The following is a 17,490-nucleotide window of genomic DNA, read 5'->3' on the forward strand; positions in this document are numbered from 1 at the left end:
GTGGGGAACTGCGTTTAAGATAAGGGGGACATGGGATGAAGCTGGCTTTTTCGCTGGATGCACACGGAACGTGCGTAGGTCAATTAAGGGACGAGCTGCTGCCGTTAGGGGAACTGGCTGCCGCCTGGAAGTTTCCGTTCGATATCTTTGTTGTATTTCGCGTTTTGCCGGAAAGTTATGGCCGAAAAACATCCAGACGTTTTGATAGCAGGGATCATACCCTCGACTTGGATATCAGTTTAAGTTATGAGCAGTACCAACGAATGTCCAAACACGAGCAGCGCGAGGCACTGGGGAGTTATCTCTACGACTATCTGTCGGAGTCCGTTGCTGAATATAAAAAGCACGCAGATGCGGAGACCCAAAAACAGCTTCTGGACCGGGTGAAAGAATGGATGCTCGAACACGGTTGGCTGCATGGAAAAATCCATCAGGCACGGGAGCTTCTGGCGCAGGACATCGACCTCTATGAAATCAGCCGAACGCTGCAAATGCCACTGGAAGAAGCGGAATATATGTATCTCCGCATGAATGGACATGAGCCTGCAGACGTTCATCCCGATAACATCGCAGCAGGAAAAGCCCAGCCATATTCTTTGTAGGCGCCTAAGGAGCGAAGCTGTTCGTGTGATAGGAGCGTATCAAGCGGCAGGGCTAGAGCTGTCCCAAATCTCGAACTGCCGTCTCCAAGATCAGCCGCGTATCCTCTTTAGGCTTGTCATTCAAATGCTCCCCGATGTAAGGGACAGCCGTTTCGCCGAGCTCAATCAGCCAATTATTGAAATAAGGAAGAAGCATACATACACAGGATTTACGCAGGGAGGAATATCGATGATCGTTCTGAAAGATATCGGCAAATTCGAGGAATTACCGGAGATTGCGATGCACATCTACCAAGGGAACATTCCGGCTTTGCAGGAGGCAATAACCGCTGGCTGGGATATCGAGGAGGGCATCGTATTAAGCAGATATACGACGTTAAGCCCGCTCGATCTGGCGTTGGTCTCGCAGCGAACGGATGTGGTGAAGCTGCTGGTCGAGCACGGCGTTAACCTGAATGTCCATCATAATCCGGCTTTTTTGCGAGCGGTGCGGTACGGCAAGGAAGATATCGTTCGTTATATCGCAGCGCAGGGCGCCGAGCTGGATAAACTCAATCAAACCGGGTCAGGCGCATATGCACAGGCCTATTACGGCAACAAAAAAAACATCCCGCTCATTCATGAGCTGGGATTGGATCTCAAGCTGCATGGCAGCGCGGTGCTGCGCCAAGCCGTGTCGGACCATGATTATAAGACACTCGATTATCTACTCGATCATGGGGCGGACATCAATTATAATCAGCCCGATATGGTCTATCCTTATCAAGCGACTCCGCTAACCGTGGCCACGCGGATGGGGAATCAGCGCATGGTCAAGCATCTGATTGAGCGCGGCGCTGACGTGACGTTGGCGGAAAAGGACGGCGAGCGGCCGTATACGATTGCGGTCGGCAATAAGGATACCGTCCTGGCCGACTACTTGAAATCGCTGGAGCCGGCCGAGTTTCATAGCTTAGAGAACAAGAAGTATGCGCTGAAAAAGTATAAATTGACCGATGAATTGGTCCGTTTTCTGACAGGAGACCAGCTGCGGCTTAAGCTGCCGGAGAATGAATATGAAATCGGGTATATCGATTTCTTCACCCTGACAGATACGATCGAGATGAAAGTCGGCCGACAAAAGTTTCTGCGCCTGTCAGCCGACATTGACAATTACTCCGATCTGCAGCTCGTATGGAATCCGAAGAAAAAGGGCCTGATTGGCTGTTACGATGTGGAGCATCAGACGTATGCCGATCTATGCAGCTTTACCGAGTTCCTTGCGCAGCCTGAATCGTACCTCATCCGTTTTCTTGAGGGAGAGCTGTAATCGAGAATTCAGGGTCAAGGTATATAGGCGCCTACGACCTCGAATTTCAACTCATTGTCTATGGTCATATGCTTTACTTCGATGATATTGCCTCGTTGGAACGTGGGGATGCTTATGATCGGGATAACGGTTCTTACGACGGTATGGATCGTCTCGCCATCCGGTTTGGTGACGCTTAGGTCCAGCAACACTTCGGGTTGATCGTCAACCTGCACATTCGTTTGCCGGATCGAGTTGATCTGTGCTTGAGCGGGCGTACCGTTCGCGAGAATCGCCTTGCGCTGCACGTTTCGGATGTTGTTCGCCCGTAATTCCTTGGTGAATTTCGCGATGAAGAAGGACGGCGTGATCAGTGAGAAAATGACGATGATCACAATAAGGGTCGTCAATGGCTGCACCTCGCTTTCCAATCATGATCGGGAATTCGAAAATCGTACGGCTTCCATTTTAAGTTTATTTTAGCAAAAAAGATAAGTCTAGGGGTTTCGCTTTTTTTTTGTTCTAGTCCATTTCTGCAGGACTGGCTATTAAGCCGAAATCACTTGGCATTGCATGAACTAAATCAGCAGGAGGAAAGGGTCCTTTAACCGGATTCATATCATATGTATGGAAAATTACGCGAATATTTTAGCTGAGCGCAAGGACTGTATACTGTATGAGGCCGGTCGAGGTCCATCTACAGGACAAAGTACGGGCTGGATCGGCGGCAATGCCCCGGCCTATTTCGACGACAAAGCGGATGCCATTCAAGAAGGTGACCTGGGCTATTACTTCTATTTAAGTCTTATTCATCCTTTCAAGCCTGCATCTATGATCTCTATTTTCATCCCTAATGACTATGAGAAATACGTAGAGCACAATCAATATCCTGATTGCTCTATCAAGGTAATGGAGCACCCAATGACTGGCGAGAGCTTGAGCGATCATTTTGCGCACCCGGACCTGATCAAGCATCTTATTTCGCATCGAGAGACATGCAGCGACCTCCATTCGATGGATCAGTCTTTCCTGATCAAATTCGGCGGGAGCCCGAGACTGGTCCAAGACGAAGCTTATTATTCGGCCAAGCTGAGGGAGGAAGGATTCTCCTTTTTGTTTCAGGTGGACGAAGATGGGTATCCCGAGACACTGCTCCGAGAGGACAGCAGTTATCCTTTTGGCTTTGGAGCTCTGTATATTTACGCCAAAATCACCACGAATGACGTTCAGGACCCGGTAGCGGGCTTCTGGCAGTTCTCATGAAAATGAATAACACTAACCAAGGAAGCGATTGCCGGGACTGCGGCGGTCGCTTTTTCATCATGATGAAGAGTGAAATCATTCCTCATTTTCCAAAGTCGTAATACTTTCGCCCTGTTGGCCGGCTGCAAGGTATGGGATGATGGGTTCATCAAAGATTTGAGGTCATGGACTTTGAACCTTTGGCCTTCAGGCTATTGCGATCCTTCCTTCTACTTCATTTGGCGAACCTAGGGTCGCAGCTTTCCTGAGGGAGTTTGTTTCAAGAGAGGAGGCGTCCAGGCTATCATATTCCTTCCTTCTATAATTCTTTCAATGACATTAGGGATATGGCTTTCCTGGACTCTTGATATGATGAACTCGATTTATTTACGAAGAGCGAACAAATTGATGGTTGATGCAGAGAATGAATCGGATCGTCTCCCAAAAGCTTATCTGGCGACGGCCGTGAAGAATATCGAGCAGCTTGGGTATACGTTCTCGTATCCATTGCTGAACGCCGTGCGAGCCTTATCCAAAGAGCAGTTCGAAGCGCTTTATCAACCGCTGATTGACGATTTACGGGTGATGGTAGGCGCGCATGTAAAATATGTGCCGATGTATCCCGCGTTCCCGCTGCAGGTGATGGAGGAGGACGATGCGGAGCTGTACCTGAATGCCATCTATCATGATCTGACTTGGGATTTGCCTGCATATGAGCATGAAGAGAGACCTCCGCTGCAGGATGACATCAACCTGAAAACCATTGATCTGGGAAGCAGGGCGGATTTCTATGCCATGATACGCCAGCTGATCCAAGCTAAAGGCTCCATCTCCCCAACGGATAAAGGGGATATTGAGGCCGTTATTGAGCTTGTCGACCCCGAGGAACTGGATGTCATTCTCCCTTCCGAGATTCCGTTCAAGGAGAATGCGGGATTCGTGGCAGCTGCGTTAATGAAGCATGACAAGGGGAACGTCGAGCGGATCGGGCGTTATTTCAAAACCGCAACCGATGTCCTTCGTCTAGCGGTGGCTTGGTCAGGCGGAGATGTCAGCCTGGCGGAAGCCACCCGGTTTCGCAAATTTAAGCGGCGCGAAAGACGGCTGCTGCTGGGGTTGCTGGAACGCTGTCATCCGATAACGGAGGATATGCTCAGATTTAAGGACCGCTGGATTCGTTTGGGCGAAATCCTCCATCCTTCCGAATATAAGCACCGGTATAAACGCTGCGAGGAAGCCTTTGATATTTTGCGGAATCACAAGCCCTTTACCACCTATAACGGGAGTGTCGAGCTTGCATTTCAGTACGGCCAGGTCTGGAATTTGATCGATTTGTTGATGCAGCGTCCGGGCGAGTTTGCCCGCAGATTGGATCAGTTGCTGCGTTCCACCGAACATACGGAGTATGTCGTTCTGGCGTTTGGCGAGGTGGCGAATCAAGTATCGACGCCGGTCTTGCTGCAAGTGAAGAATCATTTTGCCCGCCGCCGCCAGCCTCAAGAGCTGCGCGTCTTTTTCCCGAAAGGAAATGTGGCTAAAGCCTTTGCCGTACCCCATACGCTTCCGGAGATCGATGAAGCGGCATGCCGAGATATCGTGCAGGTATGCGAGCAGGCGTTGATCCAGCGGTTCGCCGCGCTGCCGCCCTTGGGGAAGGCCTATGTCGATAAGCGATTGAAGGACTATCATGTGCCGTTCTCGCAGAGATCGGCAAGCAAAGCCCTGCATACGTTGGTTCGGGGAAGCCGGGTGCCGATGGCGGAAGGGGATACCATCCGTTTCTTCAGCTGGTGGAAGGAAGGACGCGTGAACGGAGAGCCTACGGGCCGCGTGGATATTGACCTGTCCGCCGTCATGTATGATCACGACTGGCAGTACGTCGAGCATATTTCTTATACGAATCTGCGGTCCTCCCATTACAGGGCCGTGCACAGCGGGGATATCGTGTCAGCTCCTCAAGGAGCATGCGAATTCATTGATCTGCATATTCCAACCATCGTCCAATACGGCGGACGTTATATTGTGGCGACTCTTCATTCGTATACAAATCAACCGTACTGCAACCTGCCGGAGTGCTTCGTGGGCTGGATGATGCGGAAGAAACCCGGTTCCGGTGAAATATTCGAGCCCTCGACGGTGGCAAATAAAATCGATGTCGCCGCCGATACGCAGATCGCTATTCCCGTTATCTTGGATTTGGTGGAGCGTACGGTCATCTGGACCGATCTGTCCCTAACCAGACATCCACACTACTACAACAATGTAGAGGGGAATCAGAAGGGGATGGTCTTGATGGGCAAAGCCATGACAGCCCTGCGGAAGCCCGATCTGTATGATCTGTTCATGCTGCATGCCAAGGCAAGAGGAGAGTCCGTAGATCATGCGGAACAGGCGGAAACGATCTTCTCGGTGGAACATGGGGTGACCCCGTTCGATATCGAGCATATTATGGCGGATTATGTTGTGTAAGTTCATGCGGATGCCATGTAGATGCCGTTAAGATAAGGAGCAGCTTAGGCTGCTCCTTTTTTGCTGGATCGAAGAGTGAAGTAGCATGCTTCCGGTTACCCCTGGATTCTGGAATTCAGTATCTCTAGGTAATGAGCATTGTACATGATGCCTAGTATGTTGCCGAAGGGGTCGGTGACGGATGCCGTAATGAATCCCTCCCCGCGGTGGGTGAGCGGTTCGTATTCTTGGGCACCCATGGATTTCAATCGGCTGAGGGTGGCCTCTATATCATCGACATGCCAGTACATGATCGCTCCGCCGAGGCCGGACGTTGGCTGACCAGGGGCAAAACGGCGATCGATGAGACCCAGCTCGTGCTGGTAGTCCCCAATCCGAAATTCGGCGTAAGCCAGTTTCCCGTCGGGACCTGACCTTTCGAAGTATGGCGCAATACCCAGCAGGTCGGAATACCAAGCCTTTGCCGCTTCCATATCATCTGCCCAGTAACTGATGGTCGCAAATCCCCGCATTGTTTGGTTTGTGTTTATCATATATTTCCTCCTAGGACGATTAAGATTGGTTTTATGGCTATTATGAGCGGTGATGACTGACGTCTTTATGTCAGTGTTTTGGTTTTTTTCTAAGCGTGGGAGTTTTTGGTTAACACGATAGGAGCTATCATTTTTATGATATGGGGATGTAAAATGACGATTTTCATGACAGCAGTCACTATTTTGAAAGAAATGGACGATATACAATAGAAGGCGGTTGGAATTTGTCGATAAAAGTAATTCACATCATATGGAATATGGCGTAAACTGCGATAATTCCGACGGTACGTACATAATTTGATAGATTGAGGAATTTATCCACTCATTAGGGGAGGCACATATGCATTTTGCCAAGAAAATAGGGCTGTTATCTCTAATCGTATCTATTGTAGCGGGGTTGTTATTTCTCAAGCCGACCGGTGTAGTCTATGCATCGTCTCCGACATCCACGATCATGGTTGCCGATACGTCGCTATCGATTGGAGAAACTTCATTGGTAATGATCACGTTCTCGGAAGCGGTAACAGGCTTTACGCTAGCAGATCTGACAGTAGCAAATGGCACATTAAGCGGTTTGAGCACGTCCGACAATATCACGTATACGGCGACGTTGACGCCAGACGCCGGCATCACAGATGCAACCAATGTCATTACGCTGGACAACACGGGCGTACAGAATGCGGCAGGTAATGCGGGAGTGGGTACCACGGATTCTAACAATTACGCGATCGATACACAGCGGCCGACCGCCACCATTGTAGTAGCCGACACGGCGTTATCTATTGGCGAAACTTCATTGGTGACCATTACGTTCTCGGAAGCGGTAATAGGCTTCACAAATGCAGATCTGACGGTGGCAAACGGTACGCTGAGTGCCGTGAGCTCGTCCGATGGCGGGATCACCTGGACGGCGACGTTGACGCCAACTTCTGGCATCATAGATGCAACCAACATCATCACGCTCGATAATACGGGCGTGGCCGATTTGGCGGGCAATGCGGGAGTTGGTATCACTAGCTCCAACAATTACGCGATTGAAACGACACAGCTGACGGCCACGATCGTGGTTGCCGATACGGCGCTATCGATTGGTGAAACTTCATTGGTAATGATCACGTTCTCGGAAGCGGTAACAGGCTTTACGCTAGCAGATCTGACGGTAGCGAATGGCACATTAAGCGGTTTAAGTACGTCCGATGGCGGGATCACCTGGACGGCGACGTTAACACCAACTACTGGCATCACAGATGCAACCAATGTCATTACGCTCGACAATACGGGCGTACAGAATGCAGCAGGTAAAGCGGGTAAGGGTACCTCCGATTCGAACAATTACGCGATCGATACACAGCGGCCGACCGCCACCATTGTAGTAGCGGACACGGCGTTATCTATTGGCGAAACTTCATTGGTGACCATTACATTCTCGGAAGCGGTTAGTGGCTTCGCCAATGGGGACCTGACGGTGGTAAACGGTGCGTTAAGCAGCGTTAGTTCATCTGACAACATCACATGGACTGCAACGCTCACGCCGAATTCCAATGTAAATGCTGCGACGAATAACATCACGCTTGATAACTCGGGGGTGACCGATTACGCAGGCAATGCGGGAGCAGGCTTGACGGAATCCAATTCGTACTCAGTGTTCACGGTGCCGGCATCTGCGGATTTGAGCAGTGTAGCGTTATCGAACGGGACACTAAGCCCTGTCTTTGCTTCTGGAACTGAAGTGTACACGTCAAGCGTGCCTCACTCCGTTTCCGTATTAACTGTAACGGCGACTGCACTTGATAGTCATGCTACGATAACGGTTAACGGTACTTCAGTACTAAGCGGGCAAGCAAGCTCCAATATACTGCTAAACGTGGGATCGAATACGATCACGATTGTTGTAACGGCAAGCGATCAATCGACCAGAATCTACACGATTACTGTGACCCGCGAGAATAGCTCCTCTAACGGTGGCGGTTCTTCTAATGGGGGAGGTACAGCCAGCGAGGGCGGTTCGTCCAAACCATCGGCTCCCATGGACAATACAGTTACCTCATCCGATGGAAAAATCACGCTGCCAACAGGAAGACCTGGGTTGGTTAGCCTGGGGAAAGAAATCATCATCTCCATTCCGGCAGGCGCCACACCTCAGGAGCTGAAATTATCGATAGAGAAAATACAACATACCGAAGCTCTCTTAAAGAATAACGAGGTTTTGGCAAGCCCGGTATTTGAAGTTCTAACAAACGTCTCGGGGAATTTTAACAAACCCGTGAAACTGAGTTTAGCTTACGACGCCGCAAGCTTAAAGAGCGATCAAACAGCGGCCGTCTTTTACTTTAATGAAGTGAAAAAGGCATGGGTGAAAGTCGAGGGCAGCATCATACAGGAGAATTATATATCCGTAGAGGTCAATCACTTTACGAAGTATGCAGCACTCGTAGTAAATAAAGCCAACGGAATGCCCGTTGTCGACAAACCAACAGACCCGTCAACGGAAATTTCCTTTACCGATATTTCCGGACATTGGGCAGAAGTAAGCATTAAGGAAGCGGTGCGTGAGGGTATCGTGACGGGATATCCGGATGAAACGTTCGAGCCGGGCAACACCGTGACGCGTGCAGAATTTTCCCTCATGCTGATGAATGCGCTGAAGTCGACAGATGCTGGAGCGGAGTTGATATTCACAGATACAGCTTGGATCGGTGACTGGGCTAGGAAGGCAGTTTCGCAGGCCGTCCAGGCTGGCATTATTCGAGGCTATCAGGATGGCTCTTTCCGTCCAAATGCAAAAATGACGCGTGCTGAGATGGCAGCAATGATTGCGAATGCGCTCGAGCTATCCATCAAGGACATCCCCACAACCTCTTTTTCAGATGACAAGGCTATTCCTGATTGGGCGAAAAGCTCTGTTGAAGCGCTGAAGGAACTTGGTATTGTTAAGGGAATTGGCGCAGGCGAGTTTAATCCAAGCGCTCAAACCACGAGGGCAGAGGCCGTAACCGTTCTAATGAGCATGTTAGGTCAATCCAAATAAAGTTTAGCGATGAATACAGAGGACGCCGAAAAAGTGTCCTCTGTATTTGTATTGAACGTAATAACCGCAGGTGTGCTTGCTTGTTGTCATATACTCGATCAGTTCTGTAGCTTCCATGCTGGAGAGGGCTATGCTGGAATGGTATAATTTCAGAAAGGATGAATAGAGTGGGAGGCATGAACGATGAATGAGGAGCTTTTGGAGCAGCTGGAAGAGTGGCATGAAGAGGACGAATTTGAAGAAATCGTAGATGCGATTTCGGAGATCCCGGAAGAAGAGCGGGATTATGCGCTGATCAGCCATTTGGGCCGGGCGCTGAACAATCTCGAACGCTACGAAGAGGCGGTTGAGCAATTTCTGTCCATTCAGGAAGAGGGCAAGGACGATCCGCTGTGGCATTACCGCATTGGGCTCGCATATTACTATTTGGATCGTTACGAAGATGCTCGCAAAGCGTTTGAAGTGGCCGATCATTTAGAACCTGGAGATGAGGATACGCTGGAGTTTCTGGAATGGATCCGGAACAAAACGGCTCCGAAGCCAGCAGAGAAGTCCAGTGCCGCCGTGTCTTATATGGATCCAGACGTACTGAATTTCTGGGATGACGGCGCCCCGGAGGCCGATAAATACGTCTCTGCTCCGCCTACGGACGAGCTGATCGAATCCGTGGAGGAAGCGCTGGTCTTCAAGCTGCCGGCATCTTATATTCAAGCCATGAAAGTACATAACGGGGGGATTCCCCGAAACCGGAAATTCCCTATAGAGGGTGGAGCACAGGATTTTATTGAAATATCAGGTATTCTGGGAATCGGACGAGACAAGAAAAAATCCTTGTGCGGAAGCCTGGGCAGCCGCTTTATGATCGAGAACGGCGGATATCCTGAGATTGGCGTGGTGATCTGCGATTGTCCTTCCCCGTCCGAGGTCGTGATGCTGGATTACCGTTCATCGGGGAACGATGGAGAGCCGGAGGTTATTCATGTGGACAAGGCCAGCGATTACAAAATCACCCGTCTTGCCGCGAACTTCGAGGCCTTCATTAGTGGATTGGAGTAAAAAGATAGGCAAGGCGAATTCACGATCCATGATCTCGCTTCTAACAAAGAAAGCATCCCCTGCAGGAGATGCTTTTTTTCTATTTGCATACCGTTAGTTTCTAATTCGGTTGGATTCGTCTGTAATGCAATATTTTGCGTATCCTAAAATATTCCAACCTATGTTAAAATGGATATAAAACAGACGGTTAGGGAGGCAATTTATTTGATAGGGCGCAGTGGAAATCCGACACTCAACGAAGAAACTTTTGAGAAGAGTGGGTATTACAACAATCAGGAAACGATGACGATTGGCGGAACGGTGAACAAATCGTTCATGCTGCTCGCGCTGCTGATCGGGGCAGCGGTCATTTCTTGGGTTATGTTTTTTAACGGGTATGAGGTATTCCCGTTCATGATCGGCGGAGCGATCGGCGGTTTTGTCCTGGCGCTGATCATCAGCTTCGTGCCGAAGGCAGCGCCGTATCTGGCGCCGATCTATGCGATCCTGGAAGGCTTCTTCCTGGGTGCATTATCCGCGCATTACGAATATCTGTACTATGGCATTACTTTGCAGGCGGCTTTACTGACGATGTGCATATTCCTGGGCATGCTGCTCGCGTATAAGACGGGTCTGATCCGGGCGACGCCAGGCTTCAAAAAGGGGATCATCGCGGCAACGATCGGCATTGCGCTTGTCTACCTGTTTAGCATGGTTCTCGGCCTGTTCGGCGTAACGGTACCTTACCTGCATGACAGCACACCGATCGGTATCGGAATTTCCGTTGTGATCATCATCATCGCCGCACTCAATTTCGTGCTGGATTTTAACTTTATTGAAGAGGGCGCGCATCATGGCGCACCCAAGTATATGGAGTGGTACGGCTCGTTTGGTTTGCTGGTAACACTCGTCTGGCTGTACATCGAAATTATCCGGTTGCTGGCGAAGCTGGCGAATCGGGACTAAGGATTCGTAAGAACCAAACATCGCTGTCGAGGGATTCTCGATGGCGATTTTTTTTATGAATGCAGCAATTAATCAGCAGAATAATAAATTTCCCTCAGTAAACCCTACAAAGAGCGACTTGTGTTTAAATAATAGGTAGATACCGTCATCATCAAATTGCTTGAAGAAGGAGATCCCATGACCAACCGGAAAGCTTTGAACGATATAGGATGGAATTTTGACAATAGTTACGCGTTATTGCCGGCATCTTTTTTTACCAAGCAAGATCCCACGCCGGTGCGCTCGCCGGAACTGATTGTTCTAAACGAACCGCTGGCAGCGTCGTTGGGATTGGACGCCGATGCCCTGCAAAGCCCGGAGGGAGCGGCAATGCTTGCTGGCAACGAGATACCCGAGGGGGCCGAGCCGCTCGCTCAGGCATATGCCGGGCACCAATTCGGATATTTTACGATGCTGGGCGACGGCCGTGCGATTCTGTTGGGTGAACAAATCACGCCGCAGGGAGATCGCATGGATATTCAGCTCAAGGGCTCGGGCCGGACGCCGTATTCCCGGGGAGGCGATGGCCGGGCTGCCCTGGGTCCGATGCTGCGCGAGTATATTATCAGCGAAGCCATGCATGCGCTGGGCATTCCGACTACCCGCAGCCTGGCGGTTGTGGCGACCGGCCAGCCTGTCACCCGTGAAAGAGATTTGCCGGGCGCCATCCTGACCCGCGTGGCCTCAAGTCACGTAAGAGTGGGGACGTTTCAATATGTTAGGGGAGCGGGGACAACCGAGGATTTACGGGCTCTGGCGGACTACACCCTGCAGCGGCATTACCCTAAGGCAGACCTTGGTGACGGTGCCAACCGTTATCTGGTCTTGCTTCAGGAGGTCATCCAGCGCCAGGCGGTCCTGATCGCCAAATGGCAGCTTGTCGGTTTTATCCACGGGGTGATGAATACCGATAATATGACCCTCAGCGGCGAAACGATAGATTATGGGCCTTGCGCCTTCATGGATGCCTTTGACCCGAATACGGTATTCAGCTCCATCGACTCTCAAGGCCGCTATGCCTATGTCAACCAACCGTATATTGCCGCTTGGAATCTCGCAAGATTGGCGGAAGCCTTGCTTCCGCTGCTGCATGAAGAGGAAGCGCAGGCAATCAAGCTCGCCGAGGGTGCGATTGGGTCCTTCACCGATCTGTATCACGAGCAGTGGCTTGCAGGCATGAGAGCCAAGCTGGGGATCTTCCATGAAGAGGAGGAGGACGAATCCCTGATCGAAGACCTGCTCAAGATGATGAAAAATCAGCAGGCAGACTATACCAATACCTTCCGTGCGCTAACGTTTGACAAGCTGGAGGACACGCCTCTAAACGGCACGCCGGAATTAGCTTCCTGGTACGAGCGCTGGCAAGCAAGGCTTGGCCGCCAGCAGGAATCCAGGGACCAATCCCATCAGCTGATGCGCAGCAGCAATCCTGCGGTCATTCCGCGGAACCATCGGGTGGAGGAAGCGCTGGAAGCCGCGGAGAACGAAGGGGACTACAGCGTGATGAAAGAGCTGCTGAACGTTCTGTCTGATCCATACGCGCATTCCCCGGAACAAGCGGAATATGCGATCGTGCCCGAGCGTTCCCGTCCTTACCGTACCTTCTGCGGCACGTAAGGGAAGGATTGCCACCCGTGGAACGTCCCGAAGATGATGGATGGATAGTTGATCATCGTGTACCACGGGCAGCGGATGCGAGATCCGATATCCGAGATGCATCAAGACCAAGCAAGAATGACCTTGCTTGGTCTTTTTTATATATAAAACACATCAAAAAAGCCCTTGGACCAAGCGTCCAAGGGCTATAAATCGTATGGCTGTTTTATTCGAGACCTAATTCAACATCATAGCAGAGCCGAAAGAAATAGTCTATATTTTTGCCCGGAAATGCCATAGAGTGGGGGAGCCGGCAAAAACAATGGAATGGAGCGTGGTTTCATGAGTTGGACCTGTCACCTCGATGAAACAGAAGTACAGGAGTATGTCGGGAAGGTTTTGGGTACCGGATATATTGTCGCGGATATAACGAAGATGCATGGCGGAGCGCAAAAGGTGGTCTATAAAATTCACTGTCGCAATGGATTTGCCTGCGTGCTGTATGTGTGGGATTTGACGAAGAATTATTTTCAGGAAGAAATAGCGAACGAGCGTGTGCATGAACGATCCTTTGGCGGTCATTCGTTCGAAACCAATAACCGATGGTTAAGGAATCATGGTATTTCTACGCCTGCTCTATATGATCTTCACACGGGACAGGACCGTTACCCGTTTGACTATGCTCTTGTTGAATGTATTGAAGGACAGAAGGCAGAAGCTTACCTTCAGGACCCGGACCAACGGGTCCGGGATGAGGTCCTGGAACGGATAGGCAGCATGATCGAACGCATGCATGCAAACCACAGGCAGAGTTACGGAAAGCCCGATCAAAGCGGGAACCAACGGGAGCGATGCCATCTTGTACAACTGGAAAATGCCAAGGAACAGCTGTCCTACATCGTCCTGCATAACGAGAGTATCCGGAAGAATCACGACAGGCTGCTCGCTGTGTTGCATGAACTGGAATCCAGGATAGATTCACGCAAGCGATATGGTTTTATCCACGGCGAGTTGGGACCCGACCATGTCCTGGTCACAGACCGCTTAGAGCCTTATCTCATTGATATTGAAGGTGCGCAATTCTTCGACATCGAGCATGAGCATACATTTCTGGAGCTGCGATTCGGGAAGCATTATCGGTATTTCCAACAAAACGGGCTTGATCCGAATCGGATGCTATTTTACCGTCTGCATCACTATATCTCATTAACCTCGGGCGGCTTGAAGCTTCTTCACCGTGGATTTCCGGATCGGGTCTTTGCTTCGAATTTGGCTGATTATCATGCTCGCAACACCCTACGATTCATGGAGGAATGGCAGCTCGATAACTAGCCTTCATGAGCTAGGCTGGAAACATCACGAACTCTCAACTGCATAGGTTCTAAGATTTGGCTGCAAACTCTTGCTTATAGATTAGCTCGATCTTGCTAAGCAGCTCTGCACCTTGGCTTGAGAATTTTAAAGGCGTTGCTTTACCCTTGTTGAGAAATGCCCCCGTCGATTGTCGGGATTGACCTAGCGCTGCTTCATACAGGCGTGAAGCTCCTTCACTGGGATGGGAGAAGAACAGGTTACGGATCGGAATCATGAATTTTGGCATCCCGGCGTTTGTGGTCATGGTTGTTTTATTCCCTCCCGGACAGACGCTTCGGATCGTAATGCCATCTGCCTGCATGGAAGGGGCGATCTCCTGAGTCCACAACGATAAGGCTAATTTGCTCGCTGCATAAGGCCCAATCAGCTTCTTGAACCCGACAGGGGACGCCAAGGTACGGTGATCGAACTGTTTGAGATACAACAACGCATTCGAAGACGTATTGATTACCGTCTTGAAGCTGCCTTTCCCAAGAAGCTCCTTCAGTTCCATCAAGATGATATAAGGGACGATAGAGTTTACTTCAAAATGCATCTCGCGTCCTTGTTGGGAGTAGGATAATTCGCCGAAGGAGACGCCTGCGTTATTGAACAGCAAGTCAATATGACCCTCGTGTTTCTTGATCTGATCCAGCGAGGCTTGGAGATCCGTGAAATCCGATAAATCAGCCTTGTACGTTCTGAGCTGCCGCAATCGCAGTGCATCTTGAATCCGTGCATCGTCTGTTGGAAAGGCAGAACGGATCAAAGCGAGGACTTGCCAGCCTTCGGATAACAATCGCTTGGTTAACTCCAAGCCAATGCCGGAGCTTGCTCCCGTGATCAAGGCGACGTTATTCATTCTTTTCTCTGTCATGTGTAAATCTCCTATACTTCGGATTCTTTGCTGGCCGCCTTGTCGGGATTAAGCAGGGACTGATTTTGGTTTAACTTGTCATCGATGAAACGCAGAATGCGCTGCAGGTCCGAAATCTGACCGGTAATTTTTTGGCGGTAATTCTGGAGCATGGCATTCAGCTCCGGAACGGATTGAATATTTTCCTTAAAGGGAAGATGCACATAGGCTTTCATATCCTCCAGCGACATTCCTGTCTTCTTCAGGCATGTGATCAACTCCATAATTTCGGCATCCTCTATGTGATAGACACGATGGCCGTTATCCTTTCTTTTGGGAGAGGGGAGGAGCCCGATTTTTTCGTAATAGCGAATGGCATCCTCGGTCAATCCGGTTCGTTCAGACACTTGCTTGATGGAGAATGTTTCTCCCATGAGGTCACCTCATTTCTGCAGCTCGTAACGGGTTGCAACGTTATCGTACAACTTGGTGTTAACACCAAGTCAATATCTATTTTTTATTCACAGATCATTTACGTCTCTGTGCCCTTTGATGAAATGGATCATAACGTATTGCCAGATCGATCTTTTGGAAATGCTTATATAAAAGACTAAAGATTATTTATCTTTTCAGTTGTAATTTCTCTAGCTGCTTCTAGAAAGGGAGAATGAAATGCAAGCTTATGTATTGCCTATTTTCATTGCGATCTCCGTATGTTTTTTATTAGCGTCTTTTCTGACGCTTCCTTGGGCCGTTTATCAGTACCGTAAACATGGGTACTTTAGCTTTTGGAGAACATTACTTATCTTTAGTTTTATCTTGTATGGATTAAGTGCTTTCTTTTTAGTGATTTTTCCACTCCCCAGTGCTCGGAATAATTGTGCTTCAATGGATCCCGGTACGATTCTCATTCAGTATCGACCGTTTCAATTTATACGGGATATTCAGCGTGAAAGCGGATTTCATTGGACGAACCCCTCAAGTTATCTCCATTTGTTAACAACGCGGGCCTTTTATCAAATGTTTTTTAATGTTTTGCTTTTGTTTCCTTTAGGTGTGTTTCTGAGGTATTTTTTCAAAGGTAAAGCAAAATGGTTTCATGCTGCTCTTATTGGCTTTGGTGTTTCGCTTTTCTTTGAAATCACCCAACGAACCGCTTTGTTTGGCTTTTTTGAATGCCCCTATCGTATATTTGATGTAGATGATTTGTTGACGAATACGGTTGGGACTGTACTTGGCTTTATACTCGCCCCCATGTTTTTGGTGTTAATACCATCGCGGGAAACCCTTAGTGAGCAAAGCCACTTCTTTCACAATCAGAGAAAAGCAACCTTTGGTGCCCAACTCATGGAGATTCTTCTAAATATTATGATTGCCAGAGTGATAACCGGCTTTATATTAGGGCTACTGAAGAGTCGAGGATTATTGGTTGACGAGATCATCTTTGCCATTGTTTTCTTTGTGTTGATGGTCGTTATCCCTGTGATTTGGAAGGGAAATACGTTGGGCTCCAAGATCGTTCGCATGAGATTACTTCCGGAAAAGGGGAATTGGATAGGAAGCTTGAGCCGACGTTACGCCATTGTCTATTTGCCTTTTTTGTGCTCAGCCTTATCGGAGATATTTTCGAATCATATGGGAGAAGATCTTCTAGCCAACCTTTTTGCAATTGGGGTGGTTTTCCTTACAGGCCTGTTATGGTTCTTTATCTTCTGCCATATCGTGATTAGATGGATCAAAAAGGACAACGTTCTTTACTTTAATCGATACAGTCGCATAGAGGCTGTTAGAATCACGGGTGAAAAGTGATCAATGTAAAAATTACGGATTATATGGAACCAAGAATAAGTCGATTGCGTTATTAAATCGAGACGATTCCGGTTTCCATAGGAAGTGGCATGGTGAATACGGAACAGATGGGAGCTGAGGGAGCATGAATTTTGATATCAAGGAAGCCGTTGAGATTCTGGAACGAACCCCCGTCACCTTGGAGCACATGTTATCCGGTTTATCGGATGGATGGCTTAGGAGCCATGAAGGGGAAGGCACCTGGAATGCCATGGAGGTGATCGAGCACCTTATCGAAGCTGAGCGGACCAACTGGATACCGCGGCTGGAGTTTATGCTGCAGGAAGGGGAGGACAAGCCGTTTCCGCCCTTTGACCGTTACGCCCACTTGAACGAGGCGGCTGAGCAATCCATCGATCAAAAGCTGCAGGCGTTCAAGGCCATCCGTACTCAAAATCTGGCTAAACTGAAGGTTCTGATGGATTCGGCGCCGGATTTCGAACGGACGGGCCTGCACCCGGCATTCGGCGTGGTGAAATTAAGAGAGCTGCTGTCGACGTGGGTGGTTCACGATTTAACGCATACGTCTCAAATTGTGCGGGTCCTGGCCGAGCGTTACCGGCATGACGTGGGGCCCTGGATCGAGTACTTGGGAATTCTCAAGAGAAGATAATGATGTCAATCGGCAAGCCCTA

General features: G+C 49.4%; 15 protein-coding genes. 11 read left to right on the forward strand and 4 right to left on the reverse strand.

Features of this window, described 5'->3' with window-relative positions; all coding sequences use genetic code 11:
• The first annotated feature begins 35 nt into the window (after positions 1-35).
• Entirely contained in the window at positions 36-602 is a 567-nt protein-coding gene (locus tag JNUCC32_RS25645) for an Imm44 family immunity protein (protein ID WP_192570205.1), read from the forward strand.
• A gap of 229 nt (positions 603-831) precedes the next feature.
• Complete coding sequence (locus JNUCC32_RS25650; protein ID WP_096777205.1) at positions 832-1,911, forward strand: ankyrin repeat domain-containing protein; 1,080 nt, start codon at positions 832-834, stop codon at positions 1,909-1,911.
• Positions 1,912-1,925: 14 nt separating this feature from the next.
• Here the strand turns inward: JNUCC32_RS25650 and JNUCC32_RS25655 are convergent, their stop codons facing one another.
• Positions 1,926-2,300, reverse strand: a complete 375-nt coding sequence (locus JNUCC32_RS25655) for a hypothetical protein (RefSeq protein WP_192570206.1) — start codon at positions 2,298-2,300, stop codon at positions 1,926-1,928.
• 217 nt (positions 2,301-2,517) lie between these two features.
• Here JNUCC32_RS25655 and JNUCC32_RS25660 point away from each other — a divergent pair, with 217 nt between their 5' ends.
• Complete coding sequence (locus JNUCC32_RS25660) at positions 2,518-3,153, forward strand: hypothetical protein (protein WP_192570207.1); 636 nt, start codon at positions 2,518-2,520, stop codon at positions 3,151-3,153.
• 348 nt (positions 3,154-3,501) lie between these two features.
• Positions 3,502-5,601, forward strand: coding sequence for a cytoplasmic protein (locus JNUCC32_RS25665; RefSeq protein WP_192570208.1), 2,100 nt, complete (start codon positions 3,502-3,504; stop codon positions 5,599-5,601).
• Positions 5,602-5,696: 95 nt separating this feature from the next.
• Here the strand turns inward: JNUCC32_RS25665 and JNUCC32_RS25670 are convergent, their stop codons facing one another.
• Complete coding sequence (locus tag JNUCC32_RS25670; RefSeq protein WP_192570209.1) at positions 5,697-6,134, reverse strand: VOC family protein; 438 nt, start codon at positions 6,132-6,134, stop codon at positions 5,697-5,699.
• A gap of 340 nt (positions 6,135-6,474) precedes the next feature.
• Here JNUCC32_RS25670 and JNUCC32_RS25675 point away from each other — a divergent pair, with 340 nt between their 5' ends.
• The 5 genes from JNUCC32_RS25675 to JNUCC32_RS25695 all read left to right on the forward strand — a co-directional run bounded on the left by JNUCC32_RS25675 (position 6,475) and on the right by JNUCC32_RS25695 (position 14,130).
• Positions 6,475-9,162, forward strand: a complete 2,688-nt coding sequence (locus JNUCC32_RS25675; protein WP_192570210.1) for an Ig-like domain-containing protein — start codon at positions 6,475-6,477, stop codon at positions 9,160-9,162.
• 183 nt (positions 9,163-9,345) lie between these two features.
• Positions 9,346-10,218, forward strand: a complete 873-nt coding sequence (locus JNUCC32_RS25680) for an SMI1/KNR4 family protein (RefSeq protein ID WP_192570211.1) — start codon at positions 9,346-9,348, stop codon at positions 10,216-10,218.
• A 204-nt stretch (positions 10,219-10,422) separates the two neighbouring features.
• Positions 10,423-11,163: a Bax inhibitor-1/YccA family protein gene (locus JNUCC32_RS25685; protein ID WP_192570212.1), complete on the forward strand. Its 741-nt coding sequence runs from the start codon at positions 10,423-10,425 to the stop codon at positions 11,161-11,163.
• Between the two features lie 177 nt (positions 11,164-11,340).
• On the forward strand, positions 11,341-12,819 hold the full coding sequence (locus JNUCC32_RS25690) for a protein adenylyltransferase SelO (protein ID WP_192570213.1): 1,479 nt from the start codon (positions 11,341-11,343) through the stop codon (positions 12,817-12,819).
• Between the two features lie 321 nt (positions 12,820-13,140).
• On the forward strand, positions 13,141-14,130 hold the full coding sequence (locus JNUCC32_RS25695; protein WP_192570214.1) for an aminoglycoside phosphotransferase family protein: 990 nt from the start codon (positions 13,141-13,143) through the stop codon (positions 14,128-14,130).
• 49 nt (positions 14,131-14,179) lie between these two features.
• Here the strand turns inward: JNUCC32_RS25695 and JNUCC32_RS25700 are convergent, their stop codons facing one another.
• The gene (locus JNUCC32_RS25700) at positions 14,180-15,028 is read right to left on the reverse strand and encodes an SDR family NAD(P)-dependent oxidoreductase (RefSeq protein WP_192570215.1); all 849 of its coding nucleotides are present in this window, start codon (positions 15,026-15,028) and stop codon (positions 14,180-14,182) included.
• An 11-nt stretch (positions 15,029-15,039) separates the two neighbouring features.
• Complete coding sequence (locus tag JNUCC32_RS25705) at positions 15,040-15,441, reverse strand: MerR family transcriptional regulator (protein WP_015738023.1); 402 nt, start codon at positions 15,439-15,441, stop codon at positions 15,040-15,042.
• 238 nt (positions 15,442-15,679) lie between these two features.
• On the opposite strand from JNUCC32_RS25705, the gene JNUCC32_RS25710 reads away from it, so the two are divergent.
• Together JNUCC32_RS25710 and JNUCC32_RS25715 are read left to right on the forward strand one after the other, a co-directional pair.
• Entirely contained in the window at positions 15,680-16,816 is a 1,137-nt protein-coding gene (locus JNUCC32_RS25710; RefSeq protein ID WP_192570216.1) for a VanZ family protein, read from the forward strand.
• A 124-nt stretch (positions 16,817-16,940) separates the two neighbouring features.
• Positions 16,941-17,468, forward strand: a complete 528-nt coding sequence (locus tag JNUCC32_RS25715) for a DinB family protein (protein WP_192570217.1) — start codon at positions 16,941-16,943, stop codon at positions 17,466-17,468.
• Positions 17,469-17,490 lie beyond the last annotated feature (22 nt).

Origin of the sequence: Paenibacillus sp. JNUCC32 (assembly GCF_014863545.1) — a bacterium.
In the GTDB taxonomy this organism is placed as follows: Bacteria; Bacillota; Bacilli; order Paenibacillales; family Paenibacillaceae; genus Paenibacillus_AQ; species Paenibacillus_AQ lautus_A.